20 protein-coding genes and 1 riboswitch are annotated in these 26,142 nt (G+C 68.4%); of the genes, 8 read left to right on the top strand and 12 right to left on the bottom strand.

Translation table 11 applies throughout. The features are described from left to right. The first annotated feature begins 69 nt into the window (after window positions 1-69). Entirely contained in the window at window positions 70-2,166 is a 2,097-nt protein-coding gene (gene glgX / locus AB0I34_RS06800) for a glycogen debranching protein GlgX (protein ID WP_360440594.1), read from the top strand. Between the two features lie 62 nt (window positions 2,167-2,228). Next, window positions 2,229-2,999 (top strand): SGNH/GDSL hydrolase family protein, encoded by a 771-nt coding sequence (locus tag AB0I34_RS06795; RefSeq protein ID WP_360440591.1) that lies wholly within the window; start codon window positions 2,229-2,231, stop codon window positions 2,997-2,999. Here AB0I34_RS06795 and AB0I34_RS06790 read toward each other — a convergent pair. From AB0I34_RS06790 to AB0I34_RS06780, 3 genes are read right to left on the bottom strand one after another with little or no spacing between them, the layout of a single operon-like run. Continuing rightward, the gene (locus AB0I34_RS06790; RefSeq protein ID WP_360440588.1) at window positions 2,989-3,447 is read right to left on the bottom strand and encodes an SRPBCC family protein; all 459 of its coding nucleotides are present in this window, start codon (window positions 3,445-3,447) and stop codon (window positions 2,989-2,991) included. The genes AB0I34_RS06795 and AB0I34_RS06790 overlap by 11 nt on opposite strands. Next, window positions 3,444-3,953, bottom strand: a complete 510-nt coding sequence (locus tag AB0I34_RS06785; RefSeq protein ID WP_360440585.1) for a sigma factor-like helix-turn-helix DNA-binding protein — start codon at window positions 3,951-3,953, stop codon at window positions 3,444-3,446. The genes AB0I34_RS06790 and AB0I34_RS06785 overlap by 4 nt, the downstream gene beginning before the upstream one ends. Then, complete coding sequence (locus AB0I34_RS06780; RefSeq protein WP_360440582.1) at window positions 3,950-5,260, bottom strand: alpha/beta fold hydrolase; 1,311 nt, start codon at window positions 5,258-5,260, stop codon at window positions 3,950-3,952. Before AB0I34_RS06780 ends, AB0I34_RS06785 begins: the two co-directional genes overlap by 4 nt. 144 nt (window positions 5,261-5,404) lie before the next feature. Between AB0I34_RS06780 and AB0I34_RS06775 the strand changes: the two genes are divergently transcribed. The 3 genes from AB0I34_RS06775 (at window position 5,405) to AB0I34_RS06765 (ending at window position 7,747) form a co-directional block, all read left to right on the top strand. Next, complete coding sequence (locus AB0I34_RS06775; RefSeq protein WP_131517881.1) at window positions 5,405-6,244, top strand: MerR family transcriptional regulator; 840 nt, start codon at window positions 5,405-5,407, stop codon at window positions 6,242-6,244. After that, entirely contained in the window at window positions 6,244-7,107 is an 864-nt protein-coding gene (locus AB0I34_RS06770; RefSeq protein WP_360440578.1) for a transglutaminase-like domain-containing protein, read from the top strand. Before AB0I34_RS06775 ends, AB0I34_RS06770 begins: the two co-directional genes overlap by 1 nt. Before the next feature lie 106 nt (window positions 7,108-7,213). Then, a complete protein-coding gene (locus tag AB0I34_RS06765; protein WP_360440575.1) occupies window positions 7,214-7,747 on the top strand; it encodes a hypothetical protein in 534 nt (177 codons plus the stop codon). On the opposite strand, the gene AB0I34_RS06760 is transcribed toward AB0I34_RS06765, so the two are convergent. Further along, window positions 7,734-8,207 (bottom strand): GNAT family N-acetyltransferase, encoded by a 474-nt coding sequence (locus tag AB0I34_RS06760; RefSeq protein WP_360440572.1) that lies wholly within the window; start codon window positions 8,205-8,207, stop codon window positions 7,734-7,736. The two genes, AB0I34_RS06765 and AB0I34_RS06760, sit on opposite strands and share 14 nt — an antisense overlap. 66 nt (window positions 8,208-8,273) lie before the next feature. Further along, window positions 8,274-10,871 carry an alpha-glucan family phosphorylase gene (glgP, locus tag AB0I34_RS06755; RefSeq protein ID WP_360440569.1) on the bottom strand — a complete coding sequence of 866 codons (2,598 nt, stop codon included), beginning with the start codon at window positions 10,869-10,871 and terminating at the stop codon, window positions 8,274-8,276. A 228-nt stretch (window positions 10,872-11,099) separates the two neighbouring features. Here glgP and AB0I34_RS06750 point away from each other — a divergent pair, with 228 nt between their 5' ends. After that, the gene (locus AB0I34_RS06750) at window positions 11,100-13,088 is read left to right on the top strand and encodes an alpha-1,4-glucan--maltose-1-phosphate maltosyltransferase (RefSeq protein ID WP_360440566.1); all 1,989 of its coding nucleotides are present in this window, start codon (window positions 11,100-11,102) and stop codon (window positions 13,086-13,088) included. On the opposite strand, the gene AB0I34_RS06745 is transcribed toward AB0I34_RS06750, so the two are convergent. The 3 genes from AB0I34_RS06745 to AB0I34_RS06735 all read right to left on the bottom strand — a co-directional run bounded on the left by AB0I34_RS06745 (window position 13,089) and on the right by AB0I34_RS06735 (window position 16,949). Further along, on the bottom strand, window positions 13,089-14,258 hold the full coding sequence (locus tag AB0I34_RS06745; protein ID WP_360440563.1) for a threonine synthase: 1,170 nt from the start codon (window positions 14,256-14,258) through the stop codon (window positions 13,089-13,091). 26 nt (window positions 14,259-14,284) lie between these two features. Next, window positions 14,285-16,276, bottom strand: coding sequence for a GAF domain-containing protein (locus AB0I34_RS06740; RefSeq protein WP_360440560.1), 1,992 nt, complete (start codon window positions 16,274-16,276; stop codon window positions 14,285-14,287). A 67-nt stretch (window positions 16,277-16,343) separates the two neighbouring features. Then, window positions 16,344-16,949, bottom strand: coding sequence for a winged helix-turn-helix domain-containing protein (locus tag AB0I34_RS06735; RefSeq protein WP_360440557.1), 606 nt, complete (start codon window positions 16,947-16,949; stop codon window positions 16,344-16,346). Between the two features lie 303 nt (window positions 16,950-17,252). Between AB0I34_RS06735 and AB0I34_RS06730 the strand changes: the two genes are divergently transcribed. Then, complete coding sequence (locus AB0I34_RS06730; RefSeq protein WP_360440554.1) at window positions 17,253-21,656, top strand: S8 family serine peptidase; 4,404 nt, start codon at window positions 17,253-17,255, stop codon at window positions 21,654-21,656. A gap of 57 nt (window positions 21,657-21,713) precedes the next feature. On the opposite strand, the gene AB0I34_RS06725 is transcribed toward AB0I34_RS06730, so the two are convergent. The 4 genes from AB0I34_RS06725 to AB0I34_RS06710 form a co-directional block, all read right to left on the bottom strand. Then, complete coding sequence (locus AB0I34_RS06725; protein WP_360440551.1) at window positions 21,714-22,106, bottom strand: NUDIX hydrolase; 393 nt, start codon at window positions 22,104-22,106, stop codon at window positions 21,714-21,716. Then, a complete protein-coding gene (gene folP, locus AB0I34_RS06720) occupies window positions 22,085-22,906 on the bottom strand; it encodes a dihydropteroate synthase (RefSeq protein ID WP_360440548.1) in 822 nt (273 codons plus the stop codon). Before folP ends, AB0I34_RS06725 begins: the two co-directional genes overlap by 22 nt. Before the next feature lie 43 nt (window positions 22,907-22,949). After that, window positions 22,950-23,039, bottom strand: a riboswitch (ZMP/ZTP riboswitch). A 14-nt stretch (window positions 23,040-23,053) separates the two neighbouring features. Next, window positions 23,054-23,602, bottom strand: a complete 549-nt coding sequence (locus AB0I34_RS06715; protein ID WP_360440545.1) for a winged helix-turn-helix domain-containing protein — start codon at window positions 23,600-23,602, stop codon at window positions 23,054-23,056. Between the two features lie 196 nt (window positions 23,603-23,798). Then, entirely contained in the window at window positions 23,799-25,019 is a 1,221-nt protein-coding gene (locus tag AB0I34_RS06710; RefSeq protein WP_360440542.1) for a glycoside hydrolase family 18 protein, read from the bottom strand. A gap of 192 nt (window positions 25,020-25,211) precedes the next feature. Here AB0I34_RS06710 and AB0I34_RS06705 point away from each other — a divergent pair, with 192 nt between their 5' ends. Then, window positions 25,212-26,135: an OmpA family protein gene (locus tag AB0I34_RS06705; RefSeq protein ID WP_360440538.1), complete on the top strand. Its 924-nt coding sequence runs from the start codon at window positions 25,212-25,214 to the stop codon at window positions 26,133-26,135. Window positions 26,136-26,142: the final 7 nt, after the last annotated feature.

Here is a 26,142-nt window from a genome sequence, read left to right as displayed (position 1 = left end):
AACTACCGTCTCATGAACACAACCACCTTCGTTATCGATAACCAAGACGGGAATGTGCAGAATGTGCCGGTGACCGAAGCGACCGCCGCCCCGAGTGCTCTCGGCCCGACCGCCGATACCGGGCCGCGGCTCGGAGCAGTGGTCCAGACCGATGGAACGACCTTCACTCTGTGGGCGCCGGCCGCGGAGCGGGTCGAGCTGGCGCTGATCGCCGCCGACGGCAGCCAGCGCAACCTGGACCTCGCCCACGCCGGTGAGTTCTGGACCGGGTTCGTCCCAGGTGTGGGCCACGGGCAACGGTACGGCTACCGCGTGCACGGTCCGTTCGACCCGTCACACGGTCTCCGCTTCAACCCGTCCAAGCTGGTGCTCGACCCGTACGCCCGAGCCATCGACGGCTCGCTGGACTTCTCCAGCCCTGTGATCTACGACTCGTCCGACGGCGACTCGGCCGGGCATGTCCCGGTCGGTGTCGTGGTGGGCCAGTCGGAGCCACCACCGCCGATCAGCCGGCCGGTGCACTGGGGCGAGACGGTCATCTACGAGTTGCACACCAAGGGCTTCACCAAGCTGCATCCCGACGTACCCGAGCATCAACGCGGGACGTACGCCGGGCTGACGCATCCGTCGGTGATCGACTATCTGACCGAGCTGGGCGTGACGTCGGTGGAGTTGCTGCCGATCCACCACTTCCTCACTGAGCCCTCGATCGCCGCCCGCGGCCTGCCGAACTACTGGGGTTACAACACCCTCGGGTACTTCGCTCCGCACGCGCCGTACTCGTCGTCGGGTTCGGACGGTCAGCAGGTGGCCGAGTTCAAGGCGATGGTCGCCGCGTTCCATGCCGCCGGCATCGAAGTGATCCTCGATGTGGTCTACAACCACACAGCCGAGGGCGGGTTCGACGGGCCGACTCTGAGCTTCCGCGGCATCGACAACCGCGCGTACTACCGGCTGTCGCACGGCGGCACGATGTACGACGTGACCGGGACCGGCAACTCGGTCGACACCTCGCACCCGCAGGTCCGCCGGCTGTTGATGGACTCGCTGCGGTACTGGGTCGAGGAGATGGGTGTCGACGGGTTCCGGTTCGACCTGGCCGTGACGCTGATCCGCAACGAGCGGCACGAGGTCGACACGGTCGACCATCCGTTCCTCGCCGAGGTCGCAGCCGATCCGGTCCTCGGCCGGGTCAAGCTGATCGCCGAACCGTGGGATGTCGGCCCGTTCGGCTACCAGGTCGGCAACTTCGGCCCGCCGTGGTCGGAGTGGAACGGCAAGTTCCGCGACAGCGTCCGCGACGTCTGGCGGAACACCTCCGACGGTGTGAAGGACCTCGCCTACCGGCTGTCCGGATCCAGCGACCTGTACGGCGACGACGGGCGCTACCCGTACGCGTCGATCAACTTCCTCACCGCGCACGACGGGTTCACCCTGCGCGACCTGGTCAGCTACGACCACAAGCACAACGAGGCGAACCACGAGGACAACCGCGACGGCACCGACGACAACCGGTCCTGGAACTGCGGCGTTGAAGGCGAGACCGACGACCGGCGCGTGATCGCGTTGCGCAAACGCCAGATGGCGAACCTGATGTCCACACTGATCCTGTCCACCGGCGTACCGATGATCACCGCCGGCGACGAGTGCGGACGGACGCAGCACGGCAACAACAACGCCTACTGCCAGGACAACGAACTGTCCTGGTTCGACTGGTCACTGCCGGGCGCGTGGTCCGATCACCTGGCATTGACGAAGAAGCTGATCGCGTTGCGGGCCGCGCATCCTGTTCTGCGTCAGTGGCACTACTTCTCCGGGGAGCCGGTCGTCGCGGGCGGGCGCAAGGACCTGTCCTGGATCGCACCCCACGGCGGCGAGATGACCGACGCCGACTGGTACGACGGCAACCTCCGAACCATCGGCATGTTCCTGGCCGGCGACGCCCTCCGCGCAACCGATGCCCAAGGCAACGCCCTCACCGACAGCTCCTTCCTGATGGCCCTCAACGCCACCCCCGAGACCCGCCAGGTCCGCGTCCCCGACCCCTCCTGGGCCCCCGCCTACGAGGTCGTCCTCGACACCAGCAACAGCATGGTCACCGAAGTAGAAGCAGGCGCCACCGTCCCCCTGGCCCCCCGCTGCCTGGTCCTCCTCCGCGCCCTCTGAGGGTCGTTAACCTTCCTGCAGTACATTCGGCGGTTACCTTCTGTTCATGTGTGGGGGAACCGATGTTCTTGGTGCGGCGTGGGGCCCGCGAACGGACGACGCCGATCGGTGCGTTGCACCGGGCGGTGATGCGTTGGGGCGAGGCGGAGCGGACGAACTCACGCCTGGCACTCCGGCGCTGGGTCGACGGCGTGGCGTACGTCGACGTCCAGGCGAAGACGTACGCCGACTTCTGGACCCGGCAGAACGAGAAGGCCCTCACCGCTGACGGGCCGCTGTGGGTGGTGCTCGGCGACTCGACCGCGCAAGGGCTCGGCGCATCGTCGCCGCTGCATGGGTACGTCGGCCAGGTGCTCAACGCGCTCCGCAGGACCGGCAACCCGTGGCGGGTGCTCAACCTGTCCCGCTCCGGCGCACAGACCCGGCACGTACTCGCGGACCAACTGCCACTCGCGGAAGGGCTGCAGCCCGCGCTGGTGACGTGCGGGATCGGCAACAACGACATCCTCGGTACGCCGCCCAAGCGGTTCCGCGACCACCTCCGTCAGATGATCGAGCGGCTGCCGTCCTCGTCGGTGGTGATGGACCTGACCGTCCCCGACGGGCTCTGGCGTATCGGCGGCGTGGCGAGCCCGTACGTCGCCGGCATCAACCAGCTCATCAGTACGACGGCGGCGGCCCGCGGCCTCACGGTCGCCGAGGTGTCCCGGCATGCACGACCGCCGTGGCGCGGGATGCTCGCTCCGGACAGCTTCCACCCGAACAACCTCGGCTACCGCCGGCACGCCGATGCGCTCCTCGCCGCGCTGCCGGCCGGCGTACTCAGGCCCTGAGCAGCTGTTCCAGCCGGTCCAGCGTCTTGGTGCTCTCCTGCCGGACCCGCAGTGGAACGATCGCGGCCCGGCCTGGCACCCGGATGCCGCCTGTGAGTGCGACCCGGGTGCCGCCACCGGGCTCGGCCGACACCGCCAGACCGATGATCAGGAACCGGCTCTGCAACCAGCACCAGCCACTCCGGAACTGACCTTCCAGGCGCGCCCGCTGGCCCCGCCGACCGCGCGCGAGAACGACGACGTGATCGCCGTCCTGCTCGAGCAGCGTGGCCGAGACCAGGTCCGCATGGATCGTCGCGAACGCGTCCAGGTCGGTCAGCAACTCCTTCACCCGGTCGGGAGGTGCCGCCAGGACGCGTTCGGTGACCGCAGCGCCTGGGACGCCGGCAGCCAGTGCGCGGAACCGCTCGACGTCGGTCAGTTCGACCTGTGGCCAGTCACCCGTCATGATCTCCACGCCTTCCGAAAGCTTGCCCGGGCTCGGTGCAACCGGGACTTCGCCGTACCGGCCGGCACCTCGAGCACCGCGGCGGCGGCCAGTTCATCCATTCCTTCCAGGTCGCGCAGGACCAGCACCGCGCGGTGTTCCGGCGACAATCGCGCGAGTACGTCCTGCAGGTGGACGGCGAGCTGCGGATCGTCGGGCGACGGCAGCTCGGACAGATCGGCCGGTTGTTGGCGTTGCTGTCGGCGCGCCACCCGGACCGCTTCGCGGACCGCGATCGCGCGGACCCATCCGAACAACGCTTCCGGGTTCTGCAGACCGCGCAGACCACGGAACACCGCGATCAGCGCCTCCTGCGTCGCGTCCGGTCCGTCGGCCAGGGCGATCGGCCCACAGATCCGGCCGACGTACGGCGCAAGTCCGTCGAGCAACTCGTTCATCGCCAGGGTGTCGCCGCCCTGCGCGGCGCGAACGAGCCGTTCCACGTCGATGATCGGAGGGTCGATCATCGGAGGAACGCTGCCATCAGGGGTGTCACCCGGTCCGCGCAGTCGACGGTGAGGGCGTGGCCGCAGCCGGGCAGCACGTGCACGGTTGCGTTGGGCAACAACTGGCCGAACCGGTCTGCCTGCGCCACCGGGAGCACGGCGTCGTCGCCCCAGATCACCAGCGTGGGCTGCCGCGTGGACGGCAGAGCCTTCTCGGTGACTCCCCAGTCGAGGCCCCGCTCCAGCCCGTACATGGATCGCACGTTGTCACGATAGGTGCCCGGCGCCCACATCGTGTCCACGAGCTTCGGCGTGATCAGCTGCTTGTGGACGAACATGCCGCCCAGCGCGGACTCGACCATGCTGCGGCTCGCGGCCAGCTTGGCCAACGCCTCGCCGACCAAGGGCTGCTTGAGGATCTCCCAGCTCCACGTGTCTGGCTCGTCCAGACCGCTCGGCGCCAGCAGGAGCAACTTGCTGACGCGGTCCGGGTTGCGCTGCGCGTAGGCGAGACCCCAGCCGCCACTCCACGAGTTGCCACCGATGACTACCTGAGAAAGCTTCAGTGCGTCCAGGAACTGACCGAGCGATGTAGTCATGCCGTCGAGGTCGAACGCGAACCGCTCGTCGTGCAGCCGGGTCTCCCCTTGGCCTGGGAGGTCAACGACGTACACGGTGTGGTTCGTGGAGAGTACGTCGAACTCCGACGACCACGCCGTGGTCGGGGAGGCGCCGGGTGACAGCAGGACGACCGGGGAGCCGCTGCCCCGTTGCTGGTAGTGGAACCGGGCGAGTGGCGTGTCGACGTACCGTGACTCCGGTGAAGGCGCGGCGCTTGGCTGCTCGGTTGGCTGATACGCGTAGGCGAGGAGTGAGAGCAGTACGACGCCTGCCACCGGCGCTGCGACTGCTGTTGCTTTGATCCAGCGTGTCCGCAGGAGTTTGAGGTCCGCCACGCACAGCACGATGCACACCGGCGTGTAGAAGAACAGGTTGAGCCAGTAGAACGCCGTACTCGTGTCAGTGCCCACGCCGAAGGCCCAGACGACACCTGCGGTTGCCCGCGCAGCCAGTCCCGCCGCCACTCCCCCGACTACGAACCTGCTCAGCTTGAACCGGTCGCTCGTGAGCACGGCTGTTCCCAGCAGCACATGCAGAGCCGCGAGCGGCAACACGATGCCCGGGCTGAAGGACACCGGACCGCCCAGCACCGCCATCGACAACGCTCGCTCACCGGACGCCGGCCATGTCGCACCGGTCGCCCAGTACACATGCACCACCGCGAGACCCCAGTGCACCCCCGCCACCACTCGCCGTACCACCAACATCTCCGAACGCCTCCCTCTAGTGACCGACGCCCTGAAAGAGGAGGCGTCCAGGCCGGACGTTCCACCGGGTGAGGCAGCTCACAAGTCGAGGGGTCTGGGGTTGAGGCTTTACTTTGCCCCTGGGGCAGGGGGTTTGATGTTCGCGTGTTGACGATCAGCGAGTTCGGGCGGCGTACTGGGCTCTCGCACAAGGCGCTACGCCTGTACGACGTGTCCGGGCTGCTCCCGCCCGCACAGGTGGACCCGGCCAACGGGTACCGGCTCTACGACGAGGAGCAGCTCGAGCGGGCCCGGCGGATCAGCGTGTTGCGGCAACTCGACATGCCGCTGACCACGATCGCCGAGGTCCTCGCGGGCTCCGACGAAGAGGGGTTGATCCGGCTGGATCGGTGGTGGGCCGCCCAGGAGGCGACCACCGCGGCCCGTCGGGCGACCCTGCAGTACCTGCGGGACCGGTTCTCGCGGTCCGGATCGACGGGGCTGGCGCCGCGGCCGGTGCTGACCCGCGACGTTCCGGAGACGAAGATCGCGTCGATCCGGTCCGACACCGATCAGCAGAATCTGATCGGGATCATCGTGACCGCGACCGACGAGATCCGCACGTACCTCCAGGCCGCCGGCGCGACCCTGCCCGGCGAATCCTGGGTGATCTACCACGGCCCGGTGACACCGGAGGCCGAGGCGACTGTCGAGGTGTGCGTGCCGTTCCAGGGGCTGGTGGATCCGTCCGGACCGATCGCGATCCGGGTCGAGCCGGCCCACCACGAGGCGTACTGCACGATCACGATGGACGAGTGCGCGTACCCGCGCATCATGCTCGCCTACGACCTGGTCGACGACTTCGTCCGTACGGCGGGCAGCACGATCACCGGGCCGCCGCGTGAGGTCTACCGGGCGAACTGCCACCTGATGCCGCGCGACCAGCCGGCCGTCGACATTGCCCAGCCCATTTCTCGCTCAGCCATTCTAGAAGGGAAGCCCTGATGGACTACGCGGTGCAGACCGAGTACAGCGACCCAGGTGCGTACGCCGGGTTGTACGACGCGTTGCCGGACGACATCCCCGGTGTCGGGGCGGTGGTTCGCAACCTGCTGATCCACTACCGCGGCGGCGGGATCGAATTCACCGGCGACCGCCTGGCCGAGATCGACCATCGATGGGTCTCGTCGATGCTGGCCACCGACCAGCGGCGCAACGGTACGCCGCTCGCCGTGCCGAGGGAGCCGGTCGACCGGATCGTCGGATGCTGCCGGGACTACACACTGATGTTCGTCTCGATGCTTCGCCACCAGGGCATTCCGGTCCGCAGCCGGATCGGCTTCGCGGCGTACTTCGCCAGCGGGTTCAATCACGATCACGTGGTCGCGGAGTACTGGAACGGCGACCGATGGGTGATGATCGACGCCCAGCTCGACCCGGCCGGCGACCATCCGTTCAACTCGCTCGACATGCCGGCCGGCCCGTTCCTGTCCGCGGCCGAGGTCTGGCTGGACGTCCGCGCCGGCACGCGCGACCCGGAGCTGTTCGGCATCGACCCGGGCTCGCCGATCGGCGGGAGTTGGTTCATCCGCAACTACGTCTACCTGCAACTCGCACACCTGCACGGCGACGAACTCCTGCTCTGGGACAACTGGGGCGAGATGTCCGCATCCCTCGACGGCGCCGACCTCACCCTGACCGACCGCATCGCCGGCCTGTTGGTTGCCTCCGACAACGGAGACGACACGGCAACAAAGGAGCTCGCGGACCTCTACCCGTCGCTGAAGCCGGCCGGTCGCTCGTACCTCACCTCCCCCGCGGGTGGAGGTCAGTTCGTCTGGGTGGACCTGGTACGCCCGTCGGCCTAGGAGTACCTCCGTTGGTGTAGGTGGAGTGTCTCCGTCCAGACGACGCGCGGTGTGGGTGTCGTCGCTGAGGATCGTAGCTACGTGATCCGAGTGGACGGAGAGGGCAATGAGCGGCGCGGCACTGGACGTGGCGGCGGTGAAGCCGTGGCGGTTGGGGGCCAGGACCCGGAAGGCCGTTCTGGTGCTGCACCTGGCGTCGGTGGGTTCGTGGCTGGGGATCGACGTGGTGATGGCGGTGTTGACGTTCACCGCCATCGGTACGGACGACCAGAGCACCAAGGCGTTGTGCTTCCGCGTGCTCGAACTGGTGACGATCTGGCCGATGACGATCTCCGGGCTGACCTGTCTGATCACCGGTGTCCTGCTCGGCCTGGGCAGCAGGTACGGCCTGACGAAGTACTGGTGGGTGGTCCTGAAACTGGTCATCAACCTGCTGCTGAGCACGCTGGTCCTGCTCGCCCTCCGGCCCGGTGTCGCCGAGCTCGCCGACCGGGGTGAGGCCAACGACCTGGCGGTCCCGTTGAACGACATGATCTTCCCGCCGATCGTCTCGCCCACGTTGCTGATGGTCGCGGTGGTCCTGTCGGTCTTCAAACCGTGGGGCCTACTCCGCAAGCAGAAGCCGGCTAGTCGAGCTTGAGGCACATGTCGTAGTTGGGCAGGTTCTCGCCCCGGATCCAGTTGTCCGGGTTGGCCCGCTCGACCTCGAACCCGAACCGCTTGAACGCCGGCATCGCCGTACGACTCGCGTGCGTGCGGAGCTGAGCCAGCCCCAACTCACGAGCCTTGGCTACTACCGCGCCGACCAGCGCCCGCGCGACGCCGCTGCCGCCGGCATCCGAGTGTACGAACAGCATGTCGAGCAGGCCGTCATCCGTCACGTCGCTGAACCCGGCGACCCGACCCTCGATCGTCGCCACAAAGGTATGAGCCGCCGACCGACGCTCGTTCCACTGCACGAGATCAACCGTCTCGGGAGCCCACGCGGCAACCTGTTCCGGCGAGTAGTCCTTCGACGCCGTATCCCGAATCGCCCGGAAGTACGCCTCCCAGGTCCCCTCGGCATCCTCGGGCCTGTACCCACGCACGACAACAGTCACCGGAGCACGATAAAGCAGCCGACCCCGCCGGCTGACGCAGGCGGGGTCGGGTTCAGGACGAAGGGCTCAGAACTCTGAGCCTGCTGGGAGGTCGGGGGCGGATGGGTCGTCGGGGTCCGACGGTCCGGCGGCCAGGCCGAGTTCGGCCGGGCTGGCGAGGCCGTCGTGGCTTGGGACGACTCGGACGGTGTAGCCGAAGGGGCCGGTTCGGTCGAGTTTCAGTTCGCCTTCGTAGCGGTGCCGGTTGCCCTCGTAGGTCTCCGCCATCGCCAGCGCCGCGCGGACCGGGTCCGTGATCTCGTCGTTGGTGTCGACCCGCCCGTGCAGCACCTCGACACAGATGTCGGCAGGCTCGAGATCCCCGAGCGCGGCGAACGCGCGGATCCCGACCGTGGTCCCGAGCTGCGGTACGTCGCCCAGGCCCTGCAGCTCCACGTGGTCGACCCGGATCTGCGGCCAGGCCGTCCGGACCTTCTTCTTCCACGCGGCCAGCTCACGCGCACCGTCGTACGTCGCGTTCAGAGAGCGCGACGACTTGGCGGCCGGGACGTACAGCTGCTCGACGTAGTCGCGGACCATCCGGGTGGCGAGCACCTTCGGGCCGAGCTCCTTGATGGTGTGCCGGAGCATCTCGATCCAGCGGCCCGGCACCTCGCCGTCGTAGAAGCGCGGCGCGACCTGCTTCTCGATCAGGTCGTACAGCGCGTGCGCCTCGAGGTCGTCACGCCGGTCGGTGTCCTCGATCCCTTCCGCGGACGGGATCGCCCAGCCGAACTCGTCGTCGTACCACTCGTCCCACCAGCCGTCGCGGATCGACAGGTTCAAGGCACCGTTGAGAGCAGCCTTCATGCCGGACGTGCCGCACGCCTCGTAGGGACGCAGCGGGTTGTTCAGCCACACATCGCACCCCGGGTACATCGGCTGCGCCAGAGCGATGTCGTAGTCGGGCACGAACACGATCCGGTGCCGTACCTCGGGGTCGTCGGCGAAGCGGACCATCTCCTGGATGAGCTTCTTGCCGCCCTCGTCGTGCGGGTGCGCCTTGCCGGCGATGACGATCTGGACCGGCCGCTGCGGGTGCAGCAGCAGCGCCTTCAGCCGGGCCGGGTCGCGCAGCATCAGGGTGAGCCGCTTGTACGACGGGACGCGGCGGGCGAAGCCCATGGTCAGGATGTCGGGGTCGAGGATGGAGTCGACCCAACCGAGCTCGGCGTCGCTGGCGCCGCGGTTGATCCAGGACTGCCGGACCCGGGCCCGGGTGTCGTCGATGAACCGCTGCCGCAGGGTCCGCTTGGTCTCCCAGATCTGCGCGTCGGAGGTCTTGTCGAGGCCGTCGAACAGGCCGTCGCTCTCGGCCGTGTCGGTGGCCGCGTACGTGAGGCCGTGGATCTCCCGCGCCACCCAGGTCGGCGCGTGCACGCCGTTGGTGATCGAGGTGATCGGTACGTCGACCGGGTCGAAACTCGGCCACAGCCCGGCGAACATGCCGCGGCTGACCACACCGTGCAGCTTGGACACGCCGTTGGCCCGCTGCGCCAGCCGCAGGCCCATGATCGCCATGTTGAAGACGCCCGGGTCGCCGCCCTCGAAATCCTCGGCGCCGAGCTCGAGGATCCGGTCGATCGGCACACCCTCGCCGTACGCGTCGGGCGAGAAGTGCTGCTGGATCAACTCGACCGGGAACCGGTCGATACCGGCCGGGACCGGCGTGTGGGTGGTGAACACGGTGCCGCCGCGGGCGACCTCGAGCGCGGTGTCGAAGTCCAGCGACTGGTCGGTGGCGAGCTCACGGATCCGCTCGATGCCGAGGAAGCCGGCGTGGCCCTCGTTGGTGTGGAACACCTCGGGGGCCGAGTGGCCGGTGATGCGGCAGAAGGTGCGGACCGCGCGGACACCACCGACGCCGAGCAGCAGTTCCTGGAGCAGCCGGTGCTCGGTGGAACCGCCGTACAGCCGGTCGGTCACCTCGCGCTCGGCGGGGTCGTTCTCCTCCATGTCGGAGTCGAGCATCAGCAGCGGCACCCGGCCGACCTGGGCGACCCAGATCTGCGCGTGCAGCTGCCGGTTGCCGGGCAGCGTCAGGGTCACGGTGGCGGGCGCGTCGCCGTCGCGGAGCAGGCTGATCGGCAGCCCGTCCGGATCCACCAGGGGGTAGCGCTCCTGCTGCCAGCCTTCGGCGTTCAGCGACTGCGCGAAGTAGCCGTGCCGGTACAACAGGCCAACGCCGATCAGCGGTACGCCGAGGTCGCTGGCCGCCTTCAGGTGGTCACCGGCGAGGATGCCCAGCCCACCCGAGTACTGCGGGAGGACGTAGGTGATGCCGAACTCCGGGGAGAAGTACGCCACCGAACTCACCGGGGAGCCGGCGTCGGTCTGGAACCACCGGTCGCCGGACACGTAGGCGTTCAGGTCGGTGACGGCCAGTTCGAGCCGGCGCAGGAAGACATCGTCGTGGGCCAGCTCGTCGAGCCGGGCCGCCGGGACCTCTCCGAGGAGCTTGACCGGGTCACCGCCGGTGCTCCGCCACAGCTGCGGGTCGACCGCTTCGAAGACGTCCTGCGTCTCCGGGTGCCAGGACCAGCGGAGGTTGTTCACCAGGGTGCCCAGGCCGGTCAGCGGCTCGGGCAGGACAGGGCGGACGGAGAATCGTCGTATCGCTCGCACCGGGACACCGTACCGGCCCCCGGTTCACGAGACACCTTCGGCATGCATCGATCTTGCAACGCTGGCAAGATTTTGCAGACACATTCCCGGGGTCCGTCACTCATGTTCCATCCTGTGGACCGAAACGTGACCACCGCATGTCATGGTCTACCGCTGGGAACCGATAACGTCAGACCTGAACTACCCCCGGCCGGATCCGCAATCGGAAAGCGAAGGTTCGTCTACGCCATGACTGGGCGCATCCCGATCACCGACGTCACCCCGACCGTCGACGCCGGAGCGTATCCGGCCAAGGCCTCGGTAGGCGAGACCTTCACCATCGCGGCCACGGTGTTCCGTGAGGGCCACGACGCGGTGAACGCGAACGTCGTACTGACTTCGCCGACCGGGCAGACCAGACGGATGCTGATGGCACCGGTCGGGCAGGGCAGCGACCGGTGGACGGTCGACGTGACGCTGCAGGAGCAGGGCGCGTGGACATTCGCGGTCGAAGGTTGGAGCGACCCGTACGGCACGTGGCGGCACAACGCCGAGATCAAGATCCCGGCCGGCCTCGACGTGGACCTGATGTTCGCCGAGGGCGCGGCGTTCTTCGACCGTGCCGCGGCCGGCGTACCGCCCGCGGTCCGTGCCGACCGGGCCACACTGAGCGACGCCGCGCACGCGCTGGCGAACGGCGCGCTGCCGCCGGAGGCGCGGCTGGCCGCGGGCATCTCGCCGCAGGTCCGGGCCGCACTCGGGCGCTACCCGGTGCGGGAGCTGATCACGTCGTCGGAGACCTACCCGGTGTGGGTCGACCGGACCCTCGCGCTGTACGGCAGCTGGTACGAGTTCTTCCCGCGGTCCGAGGGAGCGACGTACGACGAGGAGTCCGGGCAGTGGAAGTCCGGGACGTTCCGGACTGCGGCCAAGCGCTTGGACGCGGTGGCGGGGATGGGCTTCGACATCCTGTACGTGCCGCCGATCCACCCGATCGGTCACGCGTTCCGCAAAGGCCCGAACAACACCCTCGACCCGAAGCCCGGTGACCCCGGGTCGCCGTGGGCGATCGGCTCGGACGAGGGTGGGCACGACGCGATCCACCCGGAGCTCGGCACGTTCGAGGACTTCGAGTACTTCGTCGGCCGGTCCCGCGAACTGGGTCTCGAGGTTGCCATCGACCTGGCCCTGCAGGCGTCGCCGGACCACCCGTGGGTCAAGGAGCACCCGAAGTGGTTCTCGATCCGCGCCGACGGCTCGATCGCGTACGCGGAGAACCCGCCGAAGAAGTACCAGGACATCTACCCGATCAACTTCGACAACGATCCCGAGGGGATCTACGCCGAGGTCCTGCGGATCGTCCGGCTGTGGATCTCACACGGCGTGACCGTGTTCCGGGTCGACAACCCGCACACGAAGCCGGTGAACTTCTGGGAGTACCTGCTCGGCGAGATCCGCAAGACTGATCCGGACGTGGTGTTCCTGTCCGAGGCGTTCACCCGGCGGCCGATGATGCGTGAGCTGGCCAAGGTCGGCTTCCACCAGTCGTACACCTACTTCACCTGGCGCAATGAGAAGTGGGAGCTGGAGGAGTACCTGCAGGAGCTGACCAAGGAGACCGGCCACTTCCTGCGGCCGAACTTCTTCGTCAACACGCCGGACATCCTGACCGCGTACCTGCAGTACGGCGGTCCGGGCGCGTTCAAGATCCGCGCCGCCATCGCGTCCACCGCCTCGCCGGCCTGGGGCGTGTACGCCGGGTTCGAACTGCTCGAGCACGTGGCACTCCGGCCGGGCTCCGAGGAGTACCTGGACACCGAGAAGTTCCAGCTGCGTCCGCGTGACTGGGAGGCCGCGGCCGCCGAGGGTCGCACGCTTGCGCCGTACCTGACACTGCTGAACAACATCCGCCGCCGGCACCCCGCCCTGCAGCAGCTGCGCAACCTGTCGCTGCACTCGGTCGAGGACGAGGCGATCATGTGCTACTCCAAGCGCACGACCGCCCCCGACGGCCACAGCGACACCGTCATCGTCGTGGTGAACACCGACCCGCACTCGGTGCGCGAAACGATGGTCCACCTGGACATGGCCGCGCTCGGCATGCGCCCCGAGGACACCTTCACTGTGTACGACGAGATCACCGGCGCCACCTGGCGCTGGGGCCAGCAGAACTACGTCAAACTCGACCCGAACGGCGAACCAGCCCACATCCTCGCCGTCCGCCGCGGCCAGGCGTGATCAGAGCGGGACTGTCTCCGGGTATTTGAGGCCTGCGCCGGTGTTCAGGGCTACGACCTGGTCGTCGGCGCGGATCCAGCCGGATTCGCGCAACTGACGGACGGCGGCGAAGTTGGCTGCGCCTTCCGGGCAGATGAACGACCCTTCCAGCTGAGCGACCTTGTGCTGCTCGGCCAGCAGATCTTCGTCGTCGACGGCAACGGCACACCCGTCGGTCTCCGCGATCGCCTGCAGGACAAGGAAATCGCCGAGTGCCTTGGGCACCGTGATGCCAAAGGCAACGGTCTGCGCATCCGGCCAGGGCTCGCTCTCCGGCAGACCCTTCTCCCAGGCCCGGACGATCGGCGCACAGCCACTCGACTGTACGGCGACCAGCCGCGGCAGCGGACCGTCGATCCAGCCGAGCTCGCGGAGTTCGACCAGCGCCTTCCAGATCCCGATGATGCCGACGCCGCCACCGGTCGGGTACAGGATGACGTCGGGCAGCTGCCAACCGAGCTGCTCGGCGATCTCGAGGCCCATCGTCTTCTTGCCCTCGATCCGGTACGGCTCCTTCAACGTCGACACGTCCAGGTAGCCGTCCCGCTTCGCCAGCTCCGCGCGGATGAACGCGCCGGCGTCACCGATCAGCCCGTCGATCAGGTGCAGCTCGGCGCCGACCACCTTCACCTCGCGGCGGCAGATCTCGGGTGCCGCGATCGGCATCGCGATCAACGCTTCCATGCCCGCACGAGCGGCGTACGCCGCCCAGGCCGAGCCGGCGTTCCCATTGGTCGGCATCGCGATCTTGCGGACGCCGACCTCGTACGCCCGGGACACGCCGACCGCCGCACCGCGTGCCTTGAAGGTGCCGGTCGGGATCAGCCCTTCGTCCTTCATCAGCAGCCGTTCGACGCCGAGCTCACGCCCGTACCGCGGCAACGGCAGCAGCGGGGTCATCCCCTCCCCCAGCGTCACCACGTTCTCTGGAGACCGCACCGGCAGCAGTTCGTGATACCGCCACAGATCCGGCGGCCGGGTCGCCAGCTCGTCCTTGGTCAGCGTGATCGCCTGTACGTCGTACCGGGCCAGCAGAGGCGACCCGCACGAACAGAGTCCGATCACTTGATCCGGCGAGTAGGTGAGGCCGCACTTGGGACAGTCGAGATGGCTCAAAGCGGAGAAGGGCACGAACGCTGACGGTACTCCTGCGCCGATCAGGCGACCTCGAGGGGGAGCTCGACGTGCAGCGTCGTACCCTCGCCGACCGGGCTCGTGATCGAGATCCGCCCACCGAGCGCCTCGACCCGGTCGGTGAGTCCGATCAGGCCGGAACCCCGGGCCGGATCGGCTCCGCCGACACCGTCGTCGCGAATGCTCAGCTCGAGGACGTCGTCGTGGAGCCCGACCTTGATCTCGGCCAGCGTGGCCTCGGCGTACTTCGCCGTGTTCGTGAGCGCCTCCGAGACGACGTAGTACGCCGCCACCTCGACCCGTTCCGCGAGCCGTTGGCCGACGTTCACGTCCAGCTTGACCGGAACGGCCGAACGCCGTCCGAGCGCCCGCAGCGCGGGGTCGAGACCACCCTCCGAGAGGATCGCCGGATGGATGCCCCGGGAGAGTTCGCGCAGGTCGTTGAACACACCGTCCAGTCCGCTGCTGATCTGGTCGAGCCGGGCCCGCAGGTCGGGTGCTGCGGCCGCCTCGACTCCACGCAGTTCGAGGCCCAGCGAGACCAGCCGCTGCTGGACTCCGTCGTGCAGATCACGCTCGAACCGGCGGCGGGCCAGGTCGGTGGTCTGGACGATCCGGGCGCGGGACGCCTCGAGGTCGGCGTGCGCCTTCAGGTTCGAGATCGCCGTCGCCAGGAGCTCGGTGAACTCGCCGATCTGGGACTCGGTGTCCGGAGGGAACGGAGCATCGCCCGTCGACGACGCCGCGATCACACCCCACAGTCGGCCCTGGACGACGACCGGACAGCCGACCGAGGACCGGATCCCGAGCCCCTGCGCCTCCTGTGCGATCGGGCCCGAGGCGCCGGCGAAGCTGTCCACCCGCATCGGGCGGCCCGTCTCTCGCACCAGCGCCGCGATGCTCGGTCCCTGGAGCACGAAGCGGGTGCCGCTGGACAGTTGATGATCGGTGTTCCGGCTCCACACGCCGACCCCGGTCACCGTTCCGTCCGTCTCGTAGCGCTCCAGCCTGGCCAGGTCGGCGCCACAGAGCACCCCGACCTCACGGATGACCGTCTCGACGACCTCGGCCGAACGCCCACCACGAGCGACCAGCGTCGCGACCCGCCGCAGCGCGGCCTGTTCGTCCAGGAGACGTTCGACCTGCCGTCGTGCCTCCAGGTTGGCGATCGCCGTGGCCGCGAGGTCGGTGAAGTCGGTCAGGCGCGATTCCGTGGCGGCCGGGAGTGGCTCGGCCGTGGACCAGACGACCATCACTCCCCACAGGTCGCCGCCGACGACGATCGGTGCTCCGGCCACGGACTTGATACCCAGCCCGCGGGTGAGCGGCAGCCGGTCCTCGATGTCTTCGTAGTCGTCGATGCGGGCGACGCGGCCGGTACGGCGTACGTCGCCGGCCACGCTCCTGCCCTCGAGCCTGACGCGATCATAGGGTCCGGGATCGTAGCCGGGCCTGTTCCAGGCGGTCACATGCGCGAGGTCGTCGCCCTCGTAGCGGACGATCCGGGTCCCGTCCACGTCGAGCAGCGTCCCGGCCTCCTCGGCCACCGCTGCGAGCAACTCCTGTGCGGGCACCCCCTCCGCGACGCCGGTCGCCACCCGGCGCAGCGCCGCCTGCTCGTCGGCGAGCTCGGCTCGCGCCACCTCGGCGGTCTGGGCCTGACGAGTCGCATGCGCCGCCAGCTCGCCGATCAGGACCGACACCGCCAGATAGACGATCAGATCCACCAGGTTCGACCAGCCCGGGAACCCGAGCGGATGGGTCGGGGTCAGGTGGTACCAGTCGTAGGCGAGCATGCCTGCCATCGCGATCGGAACGGCGTACGCGATGCCGATCAACTTGGTCACCAGGACGACGGTGGTGACCAGCGGAACGGCCAGGATCACGATCAGCGCGTCCGAGGTGATCCAGGCGGCGAGTACTGCCACCACGACGAACGTCCCGGCACCGGCGAGGAAGGCCAGGACGATCTCCGCGACTCGAGGGACCCGTCGCGGGTGCGGCAGGGAACTCACCCGATGAGGCTAGCGACCACGAACGCCCGACGAACAGAGAACAGCCCCGGGAAAGACGACGGGACGCTCAGCCAGCCCGCAACCCCATGATCGCGGGACGCTGGTGATCGGTGAGCCGGAAGCCGGTGCCGCGGACCGCGTCGATGGTGACCGTGGTGCCCAGTTCGTCGAGCTTGCGGCGCAGCCGCTTCACCACCGAGTGCACGTCGGCGGTCCCCCTCAGGTCCCGGTTGCGCCAGACCGTATGGTGCAGGGCGTCGTACGTCCAGACCCGCAGCGGTGCCGTCATCAGCCGGGTGAGCAGGTCGTTCTCGAGCTCGGTGAGCTGGACCTCGCGGCCGCGCCACCGGGCGACGGAGTGGATCCGGTCGATCGTCAGTACGTCGGCATCGGGATCCTCGGCCGTCGTCGCAACGACCGCCTCGACCGCTTCGGGCTCGGGTGGTTCGGGATGCTCGGGCGGGGCCGGCGGGGACTGCAGGGCGGGCGCCAGCAGTTTGCGCAGCTCCTCGAGGCTGGACACGAGGAGCAGCGGAGCGACGTCGTCGACGAGCTCGGCGAGCCGGACACGATCCTCCGGGGAGGCCGCGACCGCGATCAGCAGCGGAAACGATTCCCGGTCGGTCGTGGTCAGGTCGACGTCCTCTGGGGCGGGGACACGGGCGGTGACCATCTGATCACGATGTCAACCTCTGCCTTGGATCGTCAACGGACTGCCAATCTTTGACCACGTTGCTTCGATTCAGGGCGACGGCTAGTCACATCTTGCTCACCATGTGTGCTTGTTCCTCCTGTGATCTGACACATAGGGTCCTCGTCAGGCTCGCGGCGTCACATGTCGCGACCTGGGGGGCACGGAGCGTTCGCGCACGGGACTCGAATCCGCCCACGCGAGGACCCTTGCACCTCTGCACCAAATGACTCGGGGGAGTCGACTCGGGGTCGTTTCAAGTGAGGGGCTGCAGAGATGTCAGACATGAGACGAAGGGGGCTCGCCAGAACTCTGGTGGGCGCCCTGGCGACGGTGGCCGTCGTCGCGACCGGGCTGGCAGGTGCCGGCCAGGCGCAGGCGTCACCGCCCACCAAGCCCGAGGCCACTCCGGCGAGCAAGATCAAGCCGGAGCTGATGGCCCAACTCGACGGCAAGGACGCCAAGGCGGCGTCCGACTACTGGGTCCGGTTCGCCGCCAAGGCCGACCTGACCGCCGCCGGCAAGATCACCAACTGGAACGAGCGCGGCACCGCCGTCGCCGCGGCACTGCGCAAGACCGCCGCGGAGAGCCAGGCGAAGATCCGCGCCGAGCTGGACGCACAACACGTCAAGTACCAGGCCTTCTGGGGCACGAACGCGATCCGGATCAACAGCGGATCGCTCACGCTGGCGCAGAACCTGGCCACCCACGCCGAGGTCGAGGGCCTGTACGCCCCGATGAAGATCGAGGTGCCCAAGATCTCCCAGGGCACGACCGAGCACGAGATCAACGCGGTCGAGTGGGGCATCGCCAACATCAACGCCGACGACGTCTGGTCGCAATTCGGCGACAAGGGCGAAGGCATCACCATCGCCAGCATCGACACCGGGGTGCAGTACGACCACCCGGCGCTGGTCAAGCAGTACCGCGGCAACAACGGCGACGGCACGTTCGACCACAACTACAACTGGTTCGACGCGGCCGGCACCTGCGGCAACGCACCGTGCGACGGCAACGGTCACGGTACCCACACGATGGGCACCATGGCCGGTGACGACGGCGCCGGCAACCAGATCGGCGTCGCGCCGGGGGTCAAGTGGATCGCCGCGAACGGCTGCTGCCCGACCGACGCGGCCCTGATCGCCTCCGGTCAGTGGATGCTCGAGCCGACCGACCTGGCCGGGAACAACCCCGACGCCAGCAAGCGGCCGAACATCATCAACAACTCCTGGGGTTCGCAGCTGCCGTCGAACGACCCGTTCATGGAGGACATCACCAACAACTGGAAGGACTCCGGCATCTTCGGGGCCTTCGCCAACGGCAACAGTGGTGATCTCGGCTGCAACAGCAGCGGGTCGCCGGGCAGCCTGACCAGCAACTACTCGGCAGGCGCCTACGACATCAACAACAACATCGCGTCGTTCTCCGGCCGTGGTGTCGGTCAGAACGGCACGATCAAGCCGAACATCTCGGCCCCCGGCGTCAACGTCCGGTCCAGCCTCCCCGGCAACACCTACGGCGCCTTCAACGGTACGTCGATGGCCACCCCGCACCTCGCGGGCACCGTCGCACTGCTGTGGGCCGCGTCGCCGGCTCTCAAGGGTGACGTGGACGCCACCCGGGCGCTGCTGAACCAGACCGCGATCGACACGCCGAACAGCCAGTGCGGCGGAACCGACGCCAACAACAACGTGTTCGGCCAGGGCCGTCTGGACGCACTCGCCCTGCTGAACGCCGCGCCGATCGGCGACACCGGCACCCTGTCCGGCACCGTCACCGCCGCCACCGGTGGTGCTCCGCTCGCCGGCGCGTCCGTGACGGTGAAGCAGGCCGGCCAGCCGGACCGCGTGCTGACCACGACCAGCACCGGCGCGTTCTCGTCCGTCCTTCCGGCCGGGAGCTACGACCTGACCGCGGCATCGTTCGGGTACCAGACCCAGACCGCCACGGTCGCCATCACCACCGGGAACACCACCACCCAGAACTTCGCCCTGGCGAGCTCGCCGCAGGTGAACGTCGGCGGCAGCATCACCGACGGCTCCGGCCACGGCTGGCCGCTGTACGCGAAGGTCAGCGTCGAGGGTCCGGGTGGCGTGTTCGACTACACCACCCCGAGCAACGGCCGCTTCAGCCTGAAGGTTCCGGCCGGCGCGGCGTACTCGCTCAAGGTGGAGTCGCAGTTCCCGGGCTACCAGACGGTCAGCGAGCCGATCACGGTCGGCTCCGGCAACCTGACCAAGAACATCGCTGTCCCGGTCCGCACCGACGCCTGCACCACGGCGCCGGGCTACCGGTACGGCTCCGACGGCACCTACCAGACGTTCGACTCCGGCAGCACGCCGAGCGGCTGGTCCGTCGTCGACAACAAGGGCAACGGACAGGTCTGGCAGTTCAACGACCCGGGTGCCCGTGGCAACCTGGCCGGAGGTACCGGCGGTACCGCGATCATCGACAGCGACAAGTACGGTCCGGGCGGTTCGCAGGACACCTCGCTGGTCAGCCCGGTCGTGGACCTGACCGCGGTCACCGCTCCGGTGATCCGGTTCAACCAGGACCTCAACTGGCTCGGCGGCGAGAAGGCCGACGTGGACCTGTCGATCGACGGCGGTGCCACCTGGGCCAACGTGCTGCGGCAGGCGGTCGACGTCCGTGGGCTCAAGGAGATCGCGATCCCGCAGGCGGCCGGCAAGTCCGCTGTGCAGGTCCGGTTCCACTACTACGACGCGCAGTACGAGTGGTGGTGGCAGCTCGACAACGTGCTGATCGGCAGCCAGGTCACCTGTGAGCCTGCTGGTGGCGGCATCGTCGTCGGCAACGTCAAGGACGCCAACACGAACGGTTTCGTGAACGGTGCGGTCGTCACCCGTGACGGCAACCCGGCCGAGACCGCGACCACCGTGGCGACGCCCGAGGACACCGGTCTGAACGACGGCTTCTACTGGCTGTACTCCTCGGAGTCCGGCAACCAGGGCTTCACCGCCAAGGCTGGCAACTACGTCACCGCGCAGCAGACCGTGGGCGTTGAGGCCGACTGGGTCACCACAGCCGACTACTCACTGGCCGCGGGCCGGCTGAGCGTCACCCCGGGGAGCGTCTCGGGCAACCTGAAGCTGCCGTCGGGCAAGGTTACCAAGTCGTTCACCGTCACCAACACCGGCGGTGCCGGCGTCGACGTCAAGTTCGGCGAGCGGGACAACGGCTTCGTGCTGCAGAACGCGAACGGCTCCACCACCAGCAAGACGCAGGTGCTGACCGGCGCCGGCGCCCCGCTGCAGCGGCTGCAGGTGCCGACCTCGCTGGGCAACATGGTGTCGGGCAAGACGGCCGTCAAGACCGCGGCCGCCAACCCGTTGGCCGCACCGTGGGCCGACATCGCCGACTACCCGGCGACCGTGATGGACAACCGGGTGGTCAACCTCGACGGCAAGATCTACTCGATTGCCGGTGGCAACGGTAGCGTCTCGTCCGCGAACAGCTACGTGTACGACCCGGCGACGCTGGCGTGGACCGCCATCGCTCCGCTGCCGAGCGCCCGCAACGCCATCACCGTGGGTGTCGTGGGTGGCAAGATCATCGCCAGCTCCGGCTGGGCCGCCGCTGGTCCGGACCCGGCGACCTGGGCGTACGACCCGGCCGCCAACGCCTGGAGCGCCCTCGCTGCGAACCCGGCTCCCCGGGCCGCGGCAGGTCAGGCGGTCCTCGACGGCAAGCTGTACGCCGTGGGCGGCTGCACGACCTCGGCCTGTCTCCCGATGAGCAACACGGTGGTCCGCTACGACGCGGCCGCCAACAGCTGGGAGACGCTGGCGAACTACCCGAAGTCGGTCGCGTTCGCATCCTGTGGCGCCATCGACGGCATGCTGTACTGCGCCGGCGGTAACGACGGCGTGAACTCGCTGAAGTCGGCCTACGTCTACGACCCGGGTGCGAACTCGTGGACCGCGATCGCGGACGCTCCGGCCGACCACTGGGCGGCGTCGTACGCCGTCGCCAGCGGAAAGCTGCTGATCGTCGGAGGTGTCCAGGCCGGTGCTGTCACCAACGCCGGGTTCGCCTACGACCCGGCGGCCAACAGCTGGTCCGCCCTGCCGAACGCCAACCTGCCGCGGTACCGCGGTGGCGCGGCCTGCGGCTTCTACAAGATCGGTGGCTCGTCCGGTGGCTTCACCGCCACGGTGGACAGCGAGGCCCTGCCGGGTCTCGAGGGCTGCTCGGAGTCGTCGGCGGACGTGAGCTGGATGTCCATCGACAAGACCGAGGCGACGCTGGCTCCCGGCCAGTCGGCCACCGTCAAGGTCACGCTCGACGCGAACGTCGACCAGCCCGGCACGTACAGCGGGCAGGTCACGATCGGCGAGAACACCCCCTACTCCGTTCCCGCGGTGGACGTGACGATGAACGTCACCCCGCCGAACACCTGGAGCAAGCTGCAGGGCACCGTCACGGGCGTCAGCTCGTCCGGCGCCAGCGCGCCGCTCCCGGGGGCGATCGTGCAGGTGGACTCGTGGGCGCAGTCCTACACCTTCATCACCGACAAGGACGGCAACTACGCCTACTGGCTGGACCGTCGCAACAACCCGCTCACACTGATCGCCGCGAAGGACGGCTACAAGCCCCAGACCCGGACCACCCGGCTCCTCGCCGGTGAACCGGTCACCGAGGACTTCGCCCTGAAGTCCATCAAGTAGCAGTCATGTAGTCGGAGCCGGCCCCACTCGGATCTTCCGGGTGGGGCCGGTCCCTTTTCACAACCGCGGGAAGACCTTCCCGAAGAACTCACGGTCGCCCGCGAAGATCGGCCGCAACGCGAGGAACTGTGCGGGAGTGACCCAGCTGGTCTCGCTCACCTCTCGCGGATCCGCCGTCACCTCGCCGGGTGATGCCGCCGCGGTCCACCAGTGGAGCAGGTAGTCGCCTCCGGCGGTGGTCGACTCCCAGACCTTGGCGAGTGGGGTGACCGCCAGGCCGACCTCCTCCCGGACCTCGCGGACGAGGGCTTGCTGCTGGCTCTCGCCGGGTTCGAGAGTTCCGCTGAGAGGGGCCCAGTATCCGGGCATGCGCGCCTCCGGGCCCCGGCGGATGACGAGTACTCGGTCGGCTTGTCGCAGTACGGCGACTATCGCTTCGTGCTGAGGCATTCGACGCCATTCGTCAGAGTGGTGTGGACGATGAGTGCGGTGGAGAGGGCGGCCGGGTCGTGGGTGCGGATGTAGTCCGCGCCCTGGGTGGTGGCGTGGAGCTCGGCGGCGAGGGTGGCGGGGCCGATGTCGGACAGGGCCGTGTTCGTGAGCGTGCGCAGGAAGGACTTGCGGGACGGGGAGACGAGGACGGGGAGGTTGTAGCGGGTCTTGAGGCGGCTGAGGTTGGCCAGGACGGTGAGCGACGGCTCCGGAGTACTGCCCAGGAAGTAGCCGAGACCGGGGTCCAGGATCAGGCGGTCGCGGGTGATGCCGGCTGACTCGAGGGCGGTGACGCGGGCATCGAAGAATCGCTCGATGGCCGGCCAGATCGTCTGTGGCTCGGTACGGACCCTGGTGGCCGGACCGAGGTGCTGGACCGAGTGCATCACCACCAGCCGGCACGTCAGCTCGGCCAGTTCGTCGTACCGACGTGGGTCCGGGAAGCCTTGGATGTCGTTCAGGTACGTCGCTCCGTGCTCGGCGGCGTACTGCTGCGTCGCCGGATGGTAAGAGTCGACGGACAACGGTAGGTCGCCCAGCGCATCCAGCACTGGAGCCAGCCGGGCGATCTCCTGCTCGGGCGTCACCTTGGCGGCATCCGGGTGGCTGGACGCCAGGCCGAGTTCGATGATGTCGGCGCCGCCGGCGTGCAACCGGCGCGCATGGGCGATCGCGTTGTCCGCCGCCAGGTAGCGACCGCCGTCGGAGAACGAGTCCTCGGTGATGTTGACGATGCCGACCAGCAACGGTCGATCCATGACTCGATTCATGACCCGATTCATGACATGGCCTCCCGGTCGATCCAGAAGCCCAGGCGCTCGGCGTACGTCATCCAGACGAGATCGCTCCCCGGTGGTTCGCCCACCTCATGCGCCAGTCACGACCCGGCGCAAACGCTACCTCAGTTACGCCGTCGGGAGCAGGTGAAAACCCACGCCGCGGACCGCGTGGATGGTGACGGTGGCGCCGAGGTTGGCGAGCTTCTGGCGGAGCCGCTTCACCACGGAGTGGATGTGCGAGCCGTGGCCGAGGTGCTCGTTGCCCCAGACAGCGTGGTGCAGGTGCTGGTACGTCCAGACCCGGCCGGGCTCCTCCACGAGGCAGTGCAGGAAGTCGTGCTCGAGCCGGGTCAGCGGGACCTCGCGGTCCTTCCACCGCACCACCCGCCGGTCGACGTCCAGGTACAGCTCCTCGTCCAGCACCGGCTCGGGTTCAGCGGTGGGCACTGCCATGATCTGGGCAGGCTGCTCGGCGATGGGCAGCACGGTCGGGGTCAGCACAACCGGTCCGGCCGACGACGTCACCCCGGTCAGCGCGAGGAAGGTACGAGCCTGCTCGGCACTGGAGACCAGCAACAACGCGTCCGCCCCACCCAGCAACCGTGCGAGCTGCACCCGCTCGGCCGTGGACGTGGCCACACCGATGATCAACGACGAATCCGACGGCCTCTCCATGCGCGCCCCTCCCCTGTCAACCCCGACCCGCACTAAGTACGGTTTACGGCGGGAAGTAAGTCAAGGGATTCCCTGCGCGGGGGCCTGGCACAAATGCGAACTGTCCAAGACAGGACAAGACCACTGACCCGAAGAACCGCCGGCCGGCCCAGGACGGTGGGCGCGGCCGGCGGTCCGGTCGGCGGTTCAGGTGGTGTCAGCCGATCGACTTCACCGCGGTGATCAGCGTCCCGTCGGAGGTGTCACCGGACAGCTCCCAGAAGAACGCACCGCCCAGTCCCTGGGTGTTCGCGTACGACATCTTGCCGCGGATCGTGTCGGGGGTGTCGTACCCCCACCACTGCCCGTTGCAGAACGCGTACGCCGTACCGCCGACGGTCCCGGTCGACGGGCACCGGGTCGAGATCAGCTTGTAGTCCTCGATCCCGGCCTCGTATTTGCCCGGCGCCGCACCCGTGGCGGCGCCACCCGGAGCAGCCTGCGTGACGCCGGTCCATCCACGGCCGTAGAACCCGACGCCGAGCAGCAGCTTCGACGCAGGGATGCCCTTCGCCTTCAGCTTCTGGATCGCCGCGTCGCTGTAGAAGCCGGGAGTGGGAATCCCGGAGAACGACGTGAGCGGCGAGTGCGGCGCGGTCGGGCCCTGTGCGCTGAAGGCACCGAAGTAGTCGTACGTCATCGGCATCAGCCAGTCGAGCTTGCCGGCCGCGGCCGCGTAGTCGGCCGCGTCGATCTTGCCGCCGTCGGTGCCGTCAGCGGTGATCGCGGCGGTGACCAGAGCGGACGAGCCGAACTTGTTGCGCAGCGCTGTGATCACGTTGTCGAACGCACCGGGTCCGGACGTGTCGCAGCCGAGGCCGCACGCGTTCGGGTACTCCCAGTCGATGTCGATCCCGTCGAACACATCGGCCCACCGCGGGTCCTTGACCAGGCTGTAGCAGGAGTCGGCGAACGCGGCCGGGTTCTTCGCGGCCTCGGTGAAGCCGCCGGACCACGTCCAGCCGCCGAAGGACCAGACAACCTTGAGGTCGGGGAATTCCTCCTTCAGCTTGCGCAACTGGTTGAAGTTGCCGCGCAGCGCACCGGTGTCCCAGGTGTCGGCCACGCCGTCGACCGACGACGCGGCGTCGTAGAACTTGTCGTACGCCGCGTAGAAGTCACCGACAGCGCAACGGCCGCCGGTGGTGTTGCCGAAGGCGTAGACGATGGTGGACAACTTCGCCGCGGAGCCAGTCGTCTTGATGTTCTTCACGTGGTAGTTGCGGTCGTACACACCCCACTCGGTGAAGTAGCCGACGACTCGCTTGCCGGCTGTCACCGTTGGGGTCAGGGTCGGCTCCGAGGCGGACGCGGTCGGTACGACGGCCGCGCCAAGCAGAGCCATGGCCGCGGTAGCGACCAGCAATCGGATTCGCATGTCGTTACCTCCTGGGGCGGTGAGGGAACTGTCCGCACCCTACCGAGTACTCCAGGTTAAGAAAAGAAGACATTCGAATAAAAATGATCTCGTGATCATCGCGACGCTCCCGTCGGTGCGGTGCAGTCGGGGCGCCAAGCGGAGTAGTGTCCACGCGCACGGTCACTCTTGACCGCACCCGACGGAGGAACAGTGCCCGGATTCGTTCGGCGGCCGGTCGTCGTCTGGCTGCTGGCAGCACTCGCCGTACCCGTGCTGCTGACCGCTGTGCTGATTCCGTCGATCGCGGACACCGAGGATGACCAATCCGCACCGGCGGCACAGACCTCCAGCAGTACGCCGTCCCCCACCGAGGCACGCGCCGAGTCGTCGATGCCGCCGTTCGAGGTGGGCCGGACGGACAGCTCGATCCGGGTCCGCACCGTGGTCAAGGACCAGGCGGTCAAGGACGCGATCGCCACCGACGTCGACCAGGTGCTCGGCCCGGACCGCGAGTTCGACAACCGGATCACGGTCGACGCCGCGACCGGCCTGGCCGACGCCGCCGTACTCTCCTCGCTCCTGCACGCACTCGCCATCGGGACCGGCGACGCCTCGGTCCGGTACGACGGGACCACGGTGACGCTGACGGGCGAGGTGCCGGAGCAGGCGACCAAGGCCACCGTGGCTCGCGCCGCGGCGAAGGCGGTCCCGGGCGCGGTGATCGCGGACCAGATGCAGGTCCCGGCGCAGAAGCCGGAAGTCAGTGAGCCGTGCCGGACCTTCCAGAGCCGGCTGTCGGAGTTCACCCGGCAGCACACGATCATCTTCCTGTCCGGGACGTCGATCGTGAACAACGCCTCGAAGTCCTCGGTCGTGCGGGCCGCGACGCTACTCAAGTCGTGTCCGACGGTGCGCGTCGAGCTGGCCGGTCACACCGACAACCTCGGCTCCGCGGCGTCCAGCCTGCCGCTGTCCGAACAGCGGGCTGCCGCCGTGAAGCGCGAACTTGTCCGGCTGGGCGTCGCCGCCGACCGGATGCTCGCCAACGGATACGGCGAATCCTTCCCGGTCGCGAGCAACGGCACCGCCGCCGGCCGGATCGCGAACCGCCGCGTACAGATCCGCGTGATCTAGCGATCGG

The organism is Kribbella sp. NPDC050281, from assembly GCF_040655855.1.
In the GTDB taxonomy this organism is placed as follows: Bacteria; Actinomycetota; Actinomycetes; order Propionibacteriales; family Kribbellaceae; genus Kribbella.
Note: the sequence above shows the minus strand (reverse complement) of the source record. Positions and strands in the feature narration are given on the sequence as shown.